Origin of the sequence: Aquimarina sp. ERC-38, from assembly GCF_026222555.1 — a bacterium.
GTDB lineage: Bacteria > Bacteroidota > Bacteroidia > Flavobacteriales > Flavobacteriaceae > Aquimarina.
On the sequence record NZ_CP098511.1, the window covers coordinates 2,210,100 to 2,229,735 of the forward strand.

Annotated in this window: 9 protein-coding genes; 3 read left to right on the plus strand and 6 right to left on the minus strand. The window is 34.2% G+C overall.

Going from position 1 to position 19,636, the window contains the following annotated elements; all coding sequences use genetic code 11:
• Nucleotides 1-41 precede the first annotated feature (41 nt).
• Nucleotides 42-1,622 carry a solute:sodium symporter family transporter gene (locus NBT05_RS09150; RefSeq protein WP_265773181.1) on the plus strand — a complete coding sequence of 527 codons (1,581 nt, stop codon included), beginning with the start codon at nt 42-44 and terminating at the stop codon, nt 1,620-1,622.
• A gap of 330 nt (nt 1,623-1,952) precedes the next feature.
• Here NBT05_RS09150 and NBT05_RS09155 read toward each other — a convergent pair whose 3' ends face one another.
• On the minus strand, nt 1,953-3,461 hold the full coding sequence (locus NBT05_RS09155) for a T9SS type A sorting domain-containing protein (RefSeq protein WP_265773182.1): 1,509 nt from the start codon (nt 3,459-3,461) through the stop codon (nt 1,953-1,955).
• A gap of 929 nt (nt 3,462-4,390) precedes the next feature.
• Here NBT05_RS09155 and NBT05_RS09160 point away from each other — a divergent pair.
• The gene (locus NBT05_RS09160) at nt 4,391-5,581 is read left to right on the plus strand and encodes an aldose epimerase family protein (RefSeq protein ID WP_265773183.1); all 1,191 of its coding nucleotides are present in this window, start codon (nt 4,391-4,393) and stop codon (nt 5,579-5,581) included.
• Nucleotides 5,582-5,781: 200 nt separating this feature from the next.
• Here the strand turns inward: NBT05_RS09160 and NBT05_RS09165 are convergent, their stop codons facing one another.
• The 5 genes from NBT05_RS09165 to NBT05_RS09185 form a co-directional block, all read right to left on the minus strand.
• A complete protein-coding gene (locus tag NBT05_RS09165) occupies nt 5,782-6,240 on the minus strand; it encodes a hypothetical protein (protein WP_265769570.1) in 459 nt (152 codons plus the stop codon).
• A gap of 560 nt (nt 6,241-6,800) precedes the next feature.
• Nucleotides 6,801-10,562 (minus strand): T9SS type A sorting domain-containing protein, encoded by a 3,762-nt coding sequence (locus tag NBT05_RS09170; RefSeq protein WP_265769571.1) that lies wholly within the window; start codon nt 10,560-10,562, stop codon nt 6,801-6,803.
• A 531-nt stretch (nt 10,563-11,093) separates the two neighbouring features.
• Nucleotides 11,094-11,531: a hypothetical protein gene (locus NBT05_RS09175; protein ID WP_265769572.1), complete on the minus strand. Its 438-nt coding sequence runs from the start codon at nt 11,529-11,531 to the stop codon at nt 11,094-11,096.
• 1,052 nt (nt 11,532-12,583) lie between these two features.
• On the minus strand, nt 12,584-16,330 hold the full coding sequence (locus NBT05_RS09180) for a T9SS type A sorting domain-containing protein (protein WP_265769573.1): 3,747 nt from the start codon (nt 16,328-16,330) through the stop codon (nt 12,584-12,586).
• A gap of 367 nt (nt 16,331-16,697) precedes the next feature.
• Entirely contained in the window at nt 16,698-17,129 is a 432-nt protein-coding gene (locus NBT05_RS09185; protein ID WP_265769574.1) for a hypothetical protein, read from the minus strand.
• 526 nt (nt 17,130-17,655) lie between these two features.
• Between NBT05_RS09185 and NBT05_RS09190 the strand changes: the two genes are divergently transcribed.
• Complete coding sequence (locus NBT05_RS09190) at nt 17,656-19,371, plus strand: hypothetical protein (RefSeq protein WP_265769575.1); 1,716 nt, start codon at nt 17,656-17,658, stop codon at nt 19,369-19,371.
• Nucleotides 19,372-19,636 lie beyond the last annotated feature (265 nt).

Genomic DNA, 19,636 nt, shown 5'->3' on the forward strand with positions numbered 1-19,636 from the left:
CAAAAGCGTTTTAATTAAAAGATCATTTTCAACAAAATTTTATGGGCATTATCACATTTATTGGCTTTACTCTTCTGGTAGCCGTTATTTCTTATTTAGCAACAAAAAAAACGGATGAAAGTTCGTATACAGGTTATTTTCTGGGAGGAAGAAGTCTTACGGCTCCTGTCATAGCAGGGTCTTTATTACTTACCAACCTCTCTACAGAGCAAATTGTAGGTCTTAACGGACAGGCTTTTTCAGAAGGTATTTTAGTAATGGCGTGGGAGACTTTAGCCGCAATTGCTATGGTTGTTACCGCACTTTATTTGTTACCCAGGTATTTAAAACAAGGTTTAACCACGGTTCCTCAATTTTTAGAAAGTCGATATGATGCGGGAACAAAGACTATTACTTCGGGATTATTTCTTACCGGATATGTAGTGGTTTTATTACCCATAGTATTATATTCCGGTGCCCTAGCTATTAGTACAATTTTTGATATTCCCGAAATTTTAAATACGGATAAAACCACTGCCCTGTGGATTACCGTATTTGCTATTGGTATTATTGGTTCCATCTATGCCATTTTTGGGGGATTAAAAGCAGTTGCGGTTTCGGACACTATAAATGCTATAGGACTTTTGATCGGTGGTTCGATGATTCCGGTTTTAGGGTTGATGGTAGTAGGTGATGGTAATATGATTGATGGTTTTGCCGAGTTGTACTCCTCTAATAAAGATAAATTTTCATCCATAGGTACTGAAGAAGCTTCGGTGCCCTTTAGTACTATTTTTACAGGAATGATGTTAGTCCAGTTATTTTACTGGGGAACTAATCAGGCAATTATACAAAGGGCTCTTGGGGCGAAAAACCTAAAGGAAGGTCAAAAAGGAATTTTATTAGCTGCTTTTGTCAAGATATTAGGTCCGATACTGGTAGTATTGCCGGGGATTATTGCTTTTCACCTATATGGCGATAGTATTACCAATCCGGATGAAGCCTATCCGACTTTAGTTCGTAAAGTGTTGCCTGTTTCTTTAATTGGTTTTTTTGCTGCGGTTCTTTTTGGGGCTATCTTAAGTTCATTTAATAGTGCCTTAAATAGTTCGGTTACCCTTTTTGGGGTAGATATCTATAAAGGGTACATTAAGAAAGATGCATCTGAAAAACAAATTGTAAAAGCCGGTAAATTATTCGGAACTGGTTTGGCCATTATGTCCATGTTTATTGCTCCTTTAATTGCGAATGCACCTTCCGGCTTATTTGGTTACTTGCAACAGGTAAACGGATGTTATACGATTCCAATTCTGACCATTATTATTATGGGTTATTTAACCAAACGCGTTCCGGCAGTAGCGGCAAAAGTTGCTATTGTGATCGGTGCAGTGGTTTATTTGATCTATGTAATTCTTGATAATACGGTAATGAAAGGTCAGTTCCCACACTTTTTACATGTACAGGCTATTCTATTTGCCTTTAACATCGTGGTAATGCTAATCATTGGTAAGCTATATCCGCTTAAGGAAGCTTATAAAATGAAATATACCGAAGAGGTAAATATTGTACCCTGGAAATTTACAACTCCCGTCGGAATCGCTATTTGTGTAATCGTGATTGGGGTGTATCTGGTATTTAGCTAAATGGTCATAAAAAGGAAGGGGAAGACTAGATTTTCCGGTTTGATAAAGTTTTTAAGTACTTAGTATGGGTACCTTGCGCTCGACGCTATAACTGTCAACTTAGTTGTAGTTTAAGATAGCGTAGATAATTCTAATTCATATAAACTAATCCCATCCCCAGCCCTTCCCAAAGGAAAGGTAGCTAAAAGTCCTTTCCTTTGGAAAGGATTTAGGATAGTATAGTTATAGCTAAATCAACAATAAATAACATAAATATCTTTATAAAAAAAACCAGCCTCACTAAAGGGCTGGTTTTTTTTATAGATAAGTTACTTTTTGTTTCCAAAAAAATTATTTTATTAATATTTTTTTAGAAAAATTTAATTCCGATCCTTTGGCGGTAAGAAAATAACTTCCAGAAGTGAGCGTAGCGGTATTTATCGTTTTACTTTCCGTATTAAAAACGTCCTTTTGAACTATTTTACCGGATATGTTGTAAATAGTAATGGTACCAGAACCTATAAGATGATCAATAGTCAACGTTGCCTTTGCAGGTTGGGGGTAAAGATTTATCGTTTTCGGGCTTGTAGCATCTGTATCTAAAAACCTGGTTTTATTGTTTGAACAAACTTTATTTTTTTGTAATCCGTACACAATATCCGGAGTACAGCCAAAGCCTTTTATGATCGTCTTTGCTTTTATATCTATATCATAATCCCCATTATTGTTATCCACCTTTCCGGAAGCCGAAGGTCTAGCCCTGTAAAGAATAGGTGCTATGGCTTCACTTACCTTTACTTGAGGCTCACTACTTACTGAATTTGGTAAACTATTAAACGGATTGTTTTTTATAAAGTCTACCGGATAATATACATAATGTTTCTGTTTGATCTGCGCTACTTTTTTACCAGTCTTTATGATTCTGATAGTACCTTTAAATATTGGTTTTGGAGAATAAAAACCTTTTACTTTTCCAAAACCAGGATCAACTCTGATACCGATACCACAATCTACTGCGACTACATCATTAATAAGTACTTTGCCATGCTTTTTAGCATGTGGTGAAATCATTACAGCAGCATTACCGTTGCGACAACGTATACGATCTCCATAAATGTTTTCCTGATTACCATAGGTAAACCCGGCTTCTTTTAATCCGGTTGCAGAACCTTCCATACGTAAAGTTACTCCTCCAACTCCTCTAAGATTACGAAACAACATGTTTTTTCCGCCGGCAAATTGTACAAGTCCATAGCCATAATTAGCATTATTGATCGAACAATTTTTAATAATACCATTGGAAGGTTTTCTGGTTTCAAAATCTTTACCGCTACCTCGCTTAGCTTTAGGGCCTATTCTAAAAGCAGAAAAGAGGGTTTTGTTATCAACAATATTAACATTAGATATGCTGAAATTGGTGATATAACCTATATTCCCTACAAAAACTCGTCGTTCAGGAGGTATATTGGAATAGTCCACGGTAAATTTTCTACCGTTATTAGACGCTATTTTTACATTAGAAACTTCTTGCTCCGTATTTGTTTCTCCAAGATTAAAGATAGGGCCGTTAAAACTATTAGGAACTTTAAGGTTGGCCTTAGAATCTACAATAATATGAACATTAGACTTTAAACTAACTGATCTTGCCAGGGTGTGGTAACCCGGTGGGATGGTAATACGCCCTCCTCCATTAGCAGAAGTTTTATCAATTGCATCTTGTAAAGTCGTACTGTTTACAGGATCGAGTTTAATAATCTTGTTTGGAACGCTGCCGTTAAAAAAGAATTTCTCAGGGGGTATGTTTTGTCCGAACAGGAAAGTGGTACAAAAAATTACCGCTAGTGTAAGTTTTAGTTTCATTACGAATAAGTTTGTGATTTATAAGTCCAGTTTAGACTATTTTGTATAAAAATACTAAATTTCTTTAAGGTATACTTTATCATCTGGCTACAAAATTTTAACTTAATATTGAGGTGTATCATTTTGATATAGAAGTAGTTTAGGATTTCCCTTAACTTAATGTATGATATCTCCCTAACTGAAGTACAGCTCCTCTTTTTTGATTACTATTTATACTTTTTATTTTGGGGTTGCATCTATGATTAAATACTATTAGCGTCCGGTAAAGATTTAAGACCCGCCTGCGGACGGGCAGGTCGCTATCGCTTCTAGAATTAAGAATCAAGACTAATATTTATAGTATTGAAAATCAATATTTTAAATTCCCTATAGGCTCTAGTTTAAATTAGCGTTGTTATTAAAATAATGCTGAACATCCCTCTAAATCTCCCTTCAAAGGGAGACTTTTTGGCTCCCTTCCTTCGAAGGAAGGGTTGGGGAAGGATGTTTTTAATGATGCTAATTTCAAAATCTGATTATCAGTGTTTTATGTAATAATATTAATATCACTAACTTATATTAACAACGCTTATTTAAACTAGAGCGTTCCTATATTTAAAGAACAAATTACTTTTAAAAAAGTAAAAAGTACTCTCCAAACACCTTAAAGTTTGGAATCACCTTATTTTACTGTGCTTTATAAACTTTTATTGATTTTAACAGGACACTCATAATTAAATAGTTAAAATACAATTTTAAAAACTAAATCGAGGTCTCTCTAAAACTGCTATTGATTTCTCCATAAGCGTTAATTCTGTTTTCATAGTAGATGTTTAGATGATCTCATTAGATTAAGTTTACTTTTCTTAAAGTCACTATTAAAAAACAGGAAGTCTTTAAATCTCATTTTTTAAGTATATATTACCAATAATTAGTATCTAAAATTGTATATGAAAGTATCCATATTATTATTCACTGTGTTATCTGCTGTAATTATAGTAATAAGCTGTAATCCGGTTCATAAGACTAAAACCCCTGAAAAAAATACTGATCAGCATCAACCGCAACATTTACTTACCTCTTTAGATTCTTTACAATTTAAAGGAACAATAGAAGGGAAGGCAGTAGGTTTTTATGTATTAAAGAATATTAACGGACTTGAAGCTGTTTTTACGAACTACGGACAACGACTATTATCGCTATCAGTTCCGGATAAAAAAGGAAATTTTGATGATATTGTATTAGGCTTTTCTGATTTAGATCAGTACACTAAACCGGAAGGAAAATACTTTGGGGCTATTATCGGACGATATGCTAACAGAATTGCAAAGGGAACGTTTGCCATAGGAGATAGCATATACCAATTGGAGACTAACAATGGGAGTAATCACCTCCACGGGGGAGTTGACGGTTTTAATAGGGTAGTTTGGGATGCTAATCAGGTATCTGACCAGGAAATTGAATTCTCAAGAATATCTTCTAATGGGGAAGAGGGGTATCCGGGTAATCTTAGTGTTAAGGTTCAATATAAGTTGACCAATCAAAACGAATTAAAAATTAGGTATACGGCTACTACGGATCAATCTACGGTAGTTAATTTAACGCATCATTCTTTTTTTAACCTTGCCGGAGCAGACAGTGGTACAATTTATAAGCATTTGTTACTGATTAATGCAGATCAATATATTCCTATTGATCATAATTCAATTCCTTACGGAAGATTGGAGAAGGTAGCAGATACCCCTTTTGATTTTAGGCAACCAAAGCCTATGGGAGAAGATTTATTTGAAGAACATCAACAACTGGTTAACGGAAGTGGTTATGACCATACTTTTGTCATAAATAATGTACCCAAAAGCAGTGAAGGCCTGTCTCTGGCAGCTATAGTTGCAGAACCAAAGAGCGGAAGAATGATGGAAGTATATACCGATGAACCCGGAATCCAGTTTTATAGTGGTAATTTTTTGTCTGAAAAGCTAATTGGAAAAGAAAGAAGGCCTTACGTCCACCGGGGAGGTTTTAGCTTAGAAACACAGCATTTTCCTGATTCGCCTAATCAAAAGAATTTTCCAAGTACCTTATTACGTCCGGGAGAAACCTATATTTCTTTATGCACTTATAAGTTTTTGGTTCAAAACTAACTGTATATAACTTTTTATTTTGTAGTTACGGCAGCTTTTTGATATATGTAAAGCGTTGTCATAATGATATATATACATGTAGTTAAATCAACATTAAATTGCATAAATCTTCTATGTATTTTTATGTTTATCTAACTATAAAGAAAAACCCGGATTATAAATTTATAATCCGGGCTACACTATCCTAATGGATGTAAATGTTATTCTAATCCTTCGAAGTCAACAACAGTACATCGTGTTACTTCATCACATATAGGAGAAACCGCAGTAAAACATATTTCTACTGGTCCGGCTTCAGTAACGTGTTCATTAACTAAAATATGAGTTGGCCTTCTAGGTGTAACCACCTCTCCGTTTACGGTCCAAGTTCCAACAATATCTCGTCCGAAATTAGTTTCTCTTCCTCCGGCTATTCCTACAAAATGATTTATATCTCCAGGTCTTTTTCCATCAATGATGCTGTCAAGAACACAATCAGGCTTTATTCGTCTACCTCGTCCTTCTCTTCTTCTTCTTCTTCTTTTTAGACTTTCTTCAAAGTCATTTGCTGCGTCTTCAACAGAAACAAGTGGTTCATTGATTTCTTGCTCTTCTTCACAAGATGTTAAAGAAAAGGTGGCTACTAACACCAATAAAATTAGGGTTTTAAAAGCTTTCATAAAATTAAATTATTAAATTAAAAATGACTAATATTGATAGTTTATGCTCTTATTACTTACATACTATGTCATAATTATAGTAATTAGAAGTTTAAAACTATAAACTATCCTACGGCTAATATATATTGTTTTTACCACATAGTGTAGTTTTAATTTAAGAAGTATAAGTGTAAACAGTAAGAATTAACTATTTATTAAGTAGATTAAGAATTTATTAACAAATGTTTTGCTTTAGGATTATTATTCTACAATTGATATAATTTTATTGCGTTAATTTTCTGTTTATAAAGCACAAAATAACAGTTTATCCTTAACTATATACTTGATTAAATGATGCTTTTATATATTAAATATTTACATCCTTTTTAAATTAAACGTATAAAGAAAAGCGGGATTTTCTTTTAATTAAAACCCCGCCAATCCATCCAATCTACAAACTACAAACTTTTATATTTACTTTTTTATAAAAAGTACGATCTATTTAAAAAGATGATTTGTGTGATTTATAGGATCGTACTTATCTATAAAATTCAAGTAGTAGCTATGATAGATTTATTTACTTATTTACGGATTATTTTGGTTGTCATTTTGGTCGTATTTCCGTTAACTCTGGCGATATACATCCCTGATACCCAATCTGAGGTATCAATGGTATAACTGTTTTGTGTACTTTTGAAAGTTTGACTTACTACCTCCTTACCGCTGATATCCATGACTTTTATGGTAATCGTTTCCTCCGGTAAAGTTGCAAATTGTAGATCAACTAATCCGGTAGTTGGGTTAGGATAGGCTACCACATCATTTTCGGTAAGGTTTAAGGATTTTTTACTAGCTGTGGATTCTTTCTCTCCAAATAGTGAAAAAATAAGTGTGGCTTTACCTTCCTGACCAACAGATAAATCTAGTAATCTAAGATCACTATAGGAATTCCATTCTGGTAGTAATGTTCTTACATTAGTACCTCTTCCATAAAAATCGGATTGCTTATTAAAATTTGGTTCGTTAGGTTCTATCAAATGATAAGAATATACTAAATTATTTATGCTATTAATTTGTTCTATCCTAACAAAAGAACACCAGTATTTACCAGATGTTAATTTAGTTGCTTCTGGCAATTCAAATTCTAATTCTTTTGATGTCTCCGTATCATCAAAGTCAGGGTTGGTTTTTATCGTATCGGTTATATTAATAATTTCTTTCCCGGGTTTACCATTATCATCTTTATAAATTCTAAAACGACCCTGATCTCCAGGAACAGACAGTTCCAGGAAGATTAAATCTGAAAATACAATCATTTTCATACGCTCAATTGTCCAAGTTTCCCCTTCCGGAATAATAAATTGATCGGCTAGTTCTTGAAGAATATTTTCTTCTAAGGTATTTATATTAAGTGGTACTTCTGAAGGATTAAAGATGGTTGGTAAAATTGACCTATTGGGATCAAAGGTGTCAAAAAGAGGTGTTTGAAAAACTTGCACGTTGAATTCAGTTGCTACTTTTTGAGCACCAGATGCAGCAATTATTCTAATGACAGCTTCTCCTATTTTATCAATATTTTCTATTGCTGAGTTGGTTCGGGTAAAGAAAATTTGTAGCTTCTTTCCGGACAATTTATAATCTATAAATTCATTATTGGTATCTGAACTTTCCACTCTTAATGTAAGCTTTTCGCCATTGGTGTCTCGAAAAACCTCGCTGAGATCTACTGTTATGGATTCAGGGGTATCCTCTATACTAAAAGAAATATCCTCTGGCTTTTTATTTACTAATAAGGTTATTTCCCCTTGTTGAGGGGCAACATTAAACTTTTTGCTATATACTCCATTACCATGTACAGCCAGTGCGGTTAACCCATCTTTACGAGTTCTAACCTGCATTACTACACCATCACCAATTTGATTATTTTCCAACTGCCAAACCGTATTTTCATCTACTATTCTATTTGTATAATATAGGCCGGTACTGGTACCTGCAAGAAGGCCGTTATTGTTTCCTAAAAAGGATACCCACCTTACCGAGGGACCATTACCGGTACCATCTTTATTCTCTTCCAGGTTGCCACTAATATCCGTCCAGGTTTCCCCTGCATCTGTAGTGTAAAAGACACTTTTTACATTATAATTTGAAAAAGCAATTACTACCCGGTCAGAGTTATTAGGGTCTACCTGTACGCTATTGACAAAAGCATCTTCAGGAAAACCCTTACCGGTAAAAATATCCACTGGTTTACTGGAGGACAGACTTGCGAAATCCATTCGATACACCTGCCCTTGTCCGGTACCAAAATAAACCTTGTCTGCTTCAGGAAATTTTGAAACATCCAGGGCGGTGATGTTATTACGTTCTCTGTTATCAATTGCTATAGATTCAATAGAGGCAATCTCAGACCAGTTTACAGTAGCTAGTGAAGTTAATTCATCAATACTAGCAACAGCTGGTATATCATCCAAGTTAGTATTCCGGAATAAAGAAGTTCCCACCGGTAAATACATTATATTATCGTCATTAGGGTCTAATAGAAATGGATTGATAAAACTAAAATTATCAGGATTTGCAATAGCTGGTGTCACATAGGCGATTGATTCTACTTCGTTATTATTATCCATATTCAAGCGGAAGATATCTCCAAGCTGTGAAGAAACATATCTTGTGCGTCCTTTATCAGCAAAAGCGCTATAACTACCATCCCCTGCGAATTGCTCTACCCAACTCGCTTTAGAATCTTTTTGATTGGTAAACCAGGTACCGTTATCCTGGAAACCTGCCAGAAGTTCATCACTTTCTAACTCCGGGTTCAGGGAAATGGAATAGGGTTGTGTGGTAATATACCCATTGTTTAACGAAGTCCAGGAGACCGGTTCTTCAAAAGAGTTGTTTGTAGTAATATCCTCGGTTACAAATACCCCACCATCATTAGCCATTAAAACCTTATTGGGATTAGAAGGGAAGAAGACAATAGCATGTATATCGGGATGGTTATTCGGGTATAGGGAAACATCGTTATTTGGAGAATATCCGGCGATCCAATTATTGGAAAAATTATTTACCGCAGTTCGAAACCCATCGGTAGTCCTAAAGAGGTTGGTTCCACCAAAGAAAATCATATCCGGATTAGTAGGATGTACGGCAAGTACCATATTATAAGCAAATTGCGTATTCAGACCTCCTACCGGCTCTATCGTTATTGGTAATTGATCCGTGAAATCTGTAATTGTATCATCTATCGCATTATATCTAAATAAATTAGTTGAAGTAGCTACAGGGGTTACTAAAGTACTTAATATATAGACTTCATTTTCATCGGACGGATTGTAGGCACATATCATCCTGGTTGATCTGTCTAAATCAAAAATACCTTCACTAATCAGCGTCCAATCTACCCCATTTTTAGATCGATATACTCCACCGTTTTCATTTGATCTTATTGATGGTTCGGGAATAGTTGCATATAAGGTGCCTTTAGGGGTAATCATAATTTCAGTTCCTTTATCAAAACCACTAGCAAATACTTCCTGAAAACTCTTACCACCATCCTGAGATCGATGAACACCATTAAACGTAGCAACATATAAATCACCATTTTGAGGATGAACTGCCATACTATTTACCACATCAAAAGGGGAGGCGGTAAGTATGGTATTATCTGCCGTAGCTTCTAATAATTCCCAAGTACGGCCACCATCTTGTGATTTATAAATACCAGCTCCGGTATAAAGGGCTACGGCAGTTGCTGAATTACCAATACGTTCTCCCCCTCCATAATACCAAATATGTTGGTATCCAGGTCTTGGATCCTGTACTATTGAAGTAATACTTGGGTTTTGAAATCTTCTGGTTACTCTTTTCCAGTTCTTACCTCCATCCTCACTACGCCATAGGCCTCCGGAAACTCCTCCGGCAAGGATAATATTTTCATTTGTCTTGTCTATAGCCAGTGCCCTGGTACGTCCTCCTACGTTAAAAGGCCCGCGGTTTTTCCAACTAGTAGAAGATTTTTTAATATTCCCTACAGAGGATAAGGATTTGGATTGTTTTGTAAATAATTGTTCTTTTTGATAGATATCTTGAGGTACCTTTCCGGTTCTAGGGTCGCAAGTACGGTCAAATTCGTAATACATACGATCGACTGCTTTATCCCTAATTTGAGAAGGAATGACACGATTGACTTTATTGCTATTGTTTTTTTTAGCCTGGATTTTTAGACTTTTATATAATTGATGTCCCGTAGGTATTTGAGAAGTTCCAGGTTTTGTTTGTCCGTAGAGTAGGGGTTGGCTAATCAGGCAAATCAGTAGAATTGCCAAGGTATATTTTTTTTTCATGTTAGTAGTATTATAATGTTTTGTGTATGTGAGCTTTTAATTTGAAATTATAAGTAAATCGTTTTTTGTGTTAATTAAAAGTTAGTAGCATTCTGTAAAAATTCAAGACCCGCTTGCGGACGGGCAGATTGCTATCGCTTCTAGAATCAGGAATTAAGATTAATTATTATCATTTGAAAAATCAATATTATCATATGACTTACGTTAAGAAAGCAGATTACTTTGATCTTCAATTTTTTTGTTTAGAAATTTTCTATGCCGTCTTATATTCATCTACCTATATTTTGTTAAAAGTCGCGCAGCTTAACAGTTATAATCAGTACCAATCTTTAAAAATTAAGAGTCCGATCTTACGAATGCGAATCAGTTTAAATAAAATATAAAGAGACTACATAACAAATCAGGTGTGAACTAATCATAACGAATTGCCTAATTTTAATTCTGGATGGAAATTAGCATATCGCTACTTATAGTAATAGCCCGGATTTAAAATAAAAGTCAGCATCTGGGCTATTTTAAGTTCATTACCTTTTATAATTCAAAGTCAGTAATAATACAATCTGATATGGTTCCACAAGTAGAAGAAGTTACACTAAAACATACTTCTACTTTAGCAGGCTGAGATAGGTGATCTTCAAGCCTAACAAATCTAGGTCGTAATGGAGTTACTACCTCTCCGTCGATTGACCAGGTAACTTCTGCATCATCTCCAAATAAGAAAGGAAACTCATTTACACCTACAAAATGACCTGATGAGGTAATTCCCTTGGCATCAATTACACCACCAAAAGCACAATCGATCTCTGAAGGTCCGCGTGGATCGGTATCGCTTTTTAAGCTTTCTTCGAACTGTGCAATTTGTTCTTCGGTAGAAACAGTGGGTTCATTGGTTTTTTCATTTTCTTCACAAGAGGTGAAAGAAAAAGAGATTATTAATACTAAAAGAAATAAGGTTTTAAAAGTTTTCATAAAAATGAAATTTAGGTTAAAATAATAATGTAAAATCAGCATCCGTATTTTTAAATATGGTGTAACAACCACAGTTGGTAAAAAAATCAGGATTTTTATTTACTTACGGTAAAACTATAGTATTTCTTTCTTTTACAGTAGAAAAGAAGTTATCAAAAGGTATACAAGGGTAATAAGCATTTGGTAAGCATACTTGTAAAATACTGTTTTTGTGGTTATTAATGTAAAATTTGGCTCTAGTCTAAATTAGCGTTGTTATTAAAATATGCTGAACATCCCTCTAAATCTCCCTTCAAAGGGAGACTTTTTTGCTCCCTTCCTTCGAAGGAAGGGTTGGGGAAGGATGTTTTTAATGATGCTAATTTTAAAATCTGATTATCAGTATTTTATGTAATAATATTAATATCGCTAACTTATACTAACAACGCTTATTTAAACTAGAGCGTAAAATTTATCTAGCTATTAATAGAATTAAATTAATAGTGCTGTCTCACAATATGTTTTTGAAAAATAGTACTAGCGTATAGCACCTACTCGATATAAACCTTTAATTCATATACATCTTTGATTATTTGACAGGTATCTATGATTAAATTAACCTGTCTTCAATACAATTTTCTATCGAAAATCACTCAGACAACGTTAATTTTATTGAAAACAACCCTAACTATGCTAATTTTCTATCGAAAATCACTCGGACAACGCTGATTTTTTTTTGGGAACAACCCTAACCATGCTAATTTTCTATCAATAATCATTTGGACCAGGCTAATTTTCTTTTATAATCACCCTGACTTAGGTTAATTTTTTATTGAAGATTATTTAAATTACGCTAAACTTCTTAGATCAAATTCAAGGTATGATCCATAAAAAAAGGCGAGGTTTCTTATTGCGAAACCCCGCCTGGCAATCTAAACTACAAACTACAAACTACAAACTATACTATTACATTTACTTTATTATCAAGAAGTATGATCTATTTAAAAGATGATTTGTGTGATTAAATATCATACTTAGTTATAATAGTTTATATAATAGTCAAAACTCTTTATCTATTTACGGATGATTTTAGTCGTCATTTTGGTTGTATTTCCGTTTATTTTAGCAATATACATTCCGGATACCCAATCTGAAGTATCAATTAAATACTCGCTTTGAGTATGATCAAAGCTGTAACTTGCCACCTGCTTACCACTGATATCCATGACTTTTATGGTGATCGCTTCCTCCGGCAAAGTCGTAAACTTTACATCGACCAATCCATTAGTAGGGTTAGGATAAGCTACTACGTCATTTTCCGTAAGATTTAAAGATTTTTTACTAACTGAATTTTTTACTCCAAATAAGGAGAAGAGTAGGGTAGCTTTTCCTTCCGGAGAATCATTAATATTTGCTACTGGAACATCTGTAAAGGAACTCCATTCTACTGTTAATGCTGCTGAATTTATACCCCTTCCATAGGCATCTGCTATATTGTTGAAAGTTGGTTCATCAGGTTCTACAATATAGTAGAGCCATCTTAAATTATTTACAAATATAATTTCTTCAATCCTGGCAAAGGAACACCAGTATTTTCCGGAAGTCAACTCAATTTTTTTAGGTAATACAAATTCAAACTGCTCTGGTGTAAGTTCATCTTCAAATACAGGGTTTGTTCTTATAGTATCCGTTACGTCTAGAATTTGTTCCCCAGGTCTATTGTTATCATCTTTATAAATTCTAAATTGGGCTTGATTACCTGGAATAGAAAGATCAGGAATTAATAATACGTCTGAAACTGCGGTCATTTTCATTCGTTCGATAGTCCAGGTTTCGCCTTCCGGAATGATAAACTGATCTGCTAGTTCTTGGGATACATTCTCTACTAGTCGAAGTTTGTCAAAAGGTATTATTGAAGGGTTGACATCGGTTGGAATAAGAGGTTTATTAGGGTCAAAACTATCAAAAAGAGGATTTTGAAATACCCGTACGTTAAATTCAGTGGCTACTTTTTGTGCTCCTGATACGGCAATCAACGTTATTATTGCTTCCCCTACTTTATCAGGATTTGCTGTAGCTGAATTAGTTGCAGAAAATAAAACTTGTAACTTCTTTCCGGAGAGGTTATAGTCTATAAATTCATTATTTGAACTTTCTACCTTTACGGTAAATTCCTGATCATTAACTTCCCTAAAAACTTCGTTAAGATCCACTGTTATAAATTCTGGGGTATTTTCTATAGAAAATGAAACATCTTTAGGTTTTTTATCGATAAATAACGTTCTTTCCCCTGTTGGAGGGCTTACGTTAAACTTTTTACTATATACCCCGTTACCGTGTACGGCTAATGCAGCTAGTCCATCTTTACGGGTTCTGACTTGCATGACTACACCATTACCAATCTGATTAGTTTCTAATCTCCACACTGTGTTTTCATCTACTATTCTATCTGTATAATATAATCCGGTACTGGTACCTGCTAATAGACCGTTATTATTCCCTAAAAAGGAAACCCATCTTACCGAAGGGCCATTTCCACTCCCATCTTTGTTTTCTTCAAGGTTCCCGCTAATATCCGTCCAGGTTTCTCCGCCATCTGTAGTGTAGAATACACTTTTGACATCATAATTGGAAAAAGCGATCACTACGCGGTCAGAATTATTAGGGTCTACTTGCACACTATTAACAAAGGCATCTTCAGGAAAACCCTTGTCAGTAAAAATATCAACCGGTTTACTAGTAGATAAATTGGCAAAATCCATTCTATATACTTGGCCTTGCCCGGTACCATAATATACCTTATCAGCTTCGGGAAATTTTGAAACATCAAGTGCGGTAATACTATTAAGTTCCCTAAATTCACTTATTATAGATTCTACCGAAGCAATTTTAGACCAGTTTACGGTAGCTGGTCCAGCTATATCATCAATACTTGCAAAAGACGGTATCTCATCCAGGTTACTATTTCTATATAAAGAACGTCCTACTGGTAGGTACATTACGTTATCATCATTGGGATCCAAAACAAAGGGGGTAACAAAACTAAATCCTACTACACCTGCTGGTTTTACAAAGGCTATGGATGCTACCTCATCATTGTTATCCAAATTAAAACGTAAAACGTTACCAAACTGGGTGGAAACATATCGGGTACGCCCCTTATCAGCAAAGGCGTTATAACTACCATCCCCTCCGAACTGCTCAATCCAGCTTGCAATGGGGTCTTCTTGATCTGTATACCAACTACCATTATCCTGAAAACCTGCCAGAAGTTCATCACTTTCTGATTCCGGATCGAAAGAGATGGCATAAGGTTGTGTAGTAATATATCCATTGTTTAAAGAAATCCAGGAGACCGGTTCTTCAAAAGAGTTATCTGTGGTAATATCTTCGGTCATAAAAACTCCGCCATCGTTAGCGTTTAATACTTTATTAGGGTTAGAAGGGAAAAAGATAGCAGCATGCATATCCGGATGGTTATTAGGATATAATGAAACATCATTTAATGGAGAATACCCAGCGACCCAATCATTGGAAACATTATCTACCACAGTTCGAAAACCATCCGTAGTCCTAAATAAGTTGGTTCCTCCAAAGAGAATTATATCCGGATTGGTAGGATGTATGGCAAGCACCATATTGTATCCTGTTTGCGTATTTAAACCGCCTATTGGTGCTATAGTTGGGGGAAGTTTATCGGTAAAATCTATAAAAGTGTTGTCCGTAGCATTATATTTAAAGATAGAATTTAAAGGTTGATTAGGCCTATTGGCTGTAACAGTTCTGAAAATATAGACCTCATTTTCATTTGAAGGGTTATAAGCGCATATAATTCTTAATGACCTATTTAGTTCTTCGATATCTTCACCAATACGTGTCCAATCTATCCCATTTTTTGAGCTATATACCCCTGCTATAGTCGAATTTGTTGTTAATTCAGAAACTGTTATATAGAAGGTGCTTTTAGGTGTAATTATAATTTCTGTTCTTTTATCACGACCACTAGCAAATACTTCTTGAAAGCTTTTACCGCCATCCTGAGATCGATGAATTCCGTCAAAAGTAGCAACGTATAGATCTCCGTTTTGAGGATGGATAGCCATACTGTTTACCACATCAAAGGGTGAAACATCAAGTACAGTTTGATCTGCTGTAGCGTCCAATAGTTCCCAGGTACGTCCGCCATCTTGTGATTTATAGATTCCTGCTCCGGTATACAAGGCAGTTGCGCTGGCAGAATTACCGATACGTTCTCCACCTCCATAATACCAGATATGTTGATATCCCGGTCTTGGGTCCTGTACTATTGCGGTAATACTTGGGTTTTGAAATCTTCTGGTTACTCTTTTCCAATTTTCACCTCCATCCTCACTACGCCATAGGCCTCCGGAAACCCCTCCGGCAAGGATAATATTTTCATTGGTTCTGTCTATAGCCAGTGCCCTGGTACGTCCTCCAACGTTAAAAGGACCACGGTTTTCCCAGTTGGCAGAAGACTTTTTAATATTACCTACAGAGGATAGAGATTTTGATTGTTTGGTAAACAACTGTTCTTTTTGATAAATATCTTTAGGTATTTTTCGGGTTTTAGGGTCACAGGTACGATCAAATTCATAGTACATCCGGTCGCTTGCTTTATCTCCTATTTTTGAAGGGTTTACAGGTTTGTTTTTTGCGTTCTTCTGAGCCTTAATTTTTAGGCTTTTGTAAAGTTGATGCCCGGTAGGTATTTGAGTAGTTCCAGGTTTTGTTTGCCCATAGAGTAGGGGCTGACTTATCAAGCAAATCAGTAGAATTGCCAGGGTATATATTTTTTTCATTTCAGTAGAATTATAATGTTATGTGTTTATAAAGCAGGGTCTAATATTAGGTACGACCTACTTTAGTAATTACTGTCTATAGCTGCTCATTTTAAGGTATTGTAGTTATATAAAGGAGCTGTGTTGTTATGAATGGAAAATGAAGTATGTTTTAGCTTAAGTAATGTGCCGATAGATAATCATCTATATATAGTAAAAAGAATTAATACCCATACAAATGGTAATCTTACAATATATAATAGTGTATTGGTAACCAACAGGTATACGTACTAACTTGAACTACTTAAATTCCAATATGAAGTTATAATTATAAGCCCGAATCTTAACAAAAAAGATAAAACCCAGGCTTATAAAAATGTGTTCATTTCTAACCTTCAAAGTCTATAACCACACAAGCTCCCAGGGTTCCACAGCTTAAAGAAGTTACCCTGTAACAAACTTCTAGTTGTCCTGCCTGAGAAATGTGGTCATTAACTCTAACAAATCTGGGTCTTAATGGTGTTACCACGTTTCCATCGATGGTCCAGGTAACTTTTGCATCGTCTCCGAATAAAAAAGGAAATTCATTTACACCTACAAAGTGACCGCTTCTTACCTCCGCATTGATTACACCACCAAAAGAACAATTGTTCTCAGACGGAGCACGGGGATCAATATCACTTTTTAAGCTTTTTTCAAATTCCTTTGCTTCATCTTCAACAGAAATAAGAGGTTCATTAGTTTCTTCTTTATCTTCACAAGAGGTAAAAGAAAAAGAGAGTACAAATAATAATAGGGTTAAGGTTTTAAGAGATTTCATAGAAATGAAATTTAGGTTAAAAATTAATTGTGTAATTAATCTAGTATTCTGTTTTGTTATACATAAATAGAGATACCAAATTAGATAGGCAAAACTATAGTATTTCTTTTATGCTTATTTAAAATAAGGTCATCAAAAGGTATACGATAGGGTAAAGCATTTGGTAAGCATGTATAATTGAATAGTTGCTGACCCTATCTATTATAGGTATAAGCTTATGATGTAGATTAAATTTTTAAGGAATATTAACTGGTTTGTGCTAATACCATGTAAAACCACCTTATTAGTTAGTGCTAAAATTTCTGAAAGATATTTTAATTTATCTAAATTTTTTGAGGCTAGATTTTATAATACTTTAATTTATAACAAAAAGGTGGGTAGTTTGTTTACAGTAAGCGCTTGTTGTATTATATTAGAATCTAAGTTGTATGTATAAAAGTAATAATGTAATTAACGAAAATCATACGTTTACTACATAATACACGTTAATATAGCAATACTCTTTAAACCTAAAACTGTTAAAACCATGAGATTGTTTTCTTTCATGGTATGTTGTACGTTTCATTTATACGTATTAGCATATCAAGATACCCTTACTCTAGGGAAGCAAATTGATAGTTTACTTGCCTTAAATACTAAAACTGTTGATTTAAATAGCTATCAATTTTATCAAACCATACTTAAAGACTCCGAAAAACTAAATTATTCCAGAGGTGTTTTACAGTCTTGCATTAAAATTATTACCTACCAAACGAAGAATGGAAACCTGGACAGCTTGTTTCACTACAGTCAGAAATTCGAAAAATACCAAAGCCTTTGTCCGGATCAAAAATTAAAATTAGATTATTTATATACCGTGGGATATGGATTTTTATATCGTTATAATCTTCCGGAGTATGCGTTACCATATTATGTAGAAGCTTTACGATTATGTAAGGAAGATGATTTTGATAAGAAATTTAGTTTAAATAAGGGTATTGTAGATAGTTATATTTATAAAGGACAATACGATCTTGTCATAGAACAAGTTAATAAAATGCTTGAAGATTCTGCTAAGACCACTATAGAAGCAAAAAACTTTATAAAAGGTTCCTTAGCCATTGCTTATCAACAACAAGAACGACCTGACAAGAGCGGACCTATATTAAAAAGTATTATTAAGGAAGCAGCTGAAGAAAAAGATAGTCTTCAATACACCTTTGCTAAAGTTTATCAAGGTTATAATCTTTATCTCGAAAATAAATATAATAGTTCTATAGATTCCCTTAATTCTACTTTTAAACTTTTAAAAAAACATTGGCCTAGAGGATTAATTAATCACTATGAATTTCTATCAATGTCTTATGCTAAATTAGGGAATTATAAGAAGGCTTCCCACTTAATGAAAAAGGCTACTACGGCGTCTCCAATAGCTGAGTTACCTAAATTATATAGTCATCTTGCTAATTACCATATTCAATTAGGTAATAAGGATTCTGCTTTGTATTATAATAACCAGAAAAGCCTGATTATAGATAGTATTAGAAAGGTAGAAAAAAAGGTTTATGTTGATTTTTATAAAGTAAAACTGGATTTTATAAATACTGTTCAGGAAAATAAGAACATCAAGTTAAAACAAATCATACTGGCTAAAGAAAATAGAAAACAACGCTATTATATTACCATTTTGTTTATTAGTACTATTTGTCTGATTATTGGAGTAATTGCTTTTATGTTTTACAAGAAGAATAAAAAGTCAGAAAAAGAACTTAATATACTTAAGAGAAATGAAAAACGAACCCTGGAAAACCATATTCGGTTAAGAGAAAACGAATTGTCTGCTATATTGATAGGACAATCTAATAAAATGAAAGAATTAAAAGAGATCAAAGATCAGGTACATGAGGCTATCGACGAAAGGACTTCCGGAAAGATCAAAAAAACCGTATTATTATTGGATAAATTTTTAAAAACCACAACCTCTGATGAGATTTTAACCGAACGTATAGAATCTCAATACCCGGGTTTGGTTTTACAATTGCAAGATCTTTATCCTCAACTTTCTAAAACAGATATCAGACATTGTTTATTAATTAAATTAGGACTTTCTATAAAAGAATCAGCTGATCTGCTAAATGTGAACCCTAATACGGTTAAAACTGCCAGGTACAGGGCAAAATCAAAACTAAAACTTCCGGAAGACCTGTCACTAAAGGATTTTTTAGAAAGCAACTTGTCGTACGGAATACCTGAAAGTTATTGATAATAGTTAAAATATATTAGTGTCCGGTAAAGATTTAAGATCGCTATCGCTTCCAGAATCAAGACTAATCATTATAGTATTGAAAATCAATATTTACGTTAAAGAAAAATTACTTTTAAAAAAGTGAAAAAGCAACCTCCAAACAGCTCAAAGTTTGGAATTACCTTAAATTACTATGTTTTGTAAACTTTTATTTATTTTAACCGGACACCAATGATTCTATATCTGGTAAATTAATATAAGAAGTAGTAGGAGTTTTTTAGAG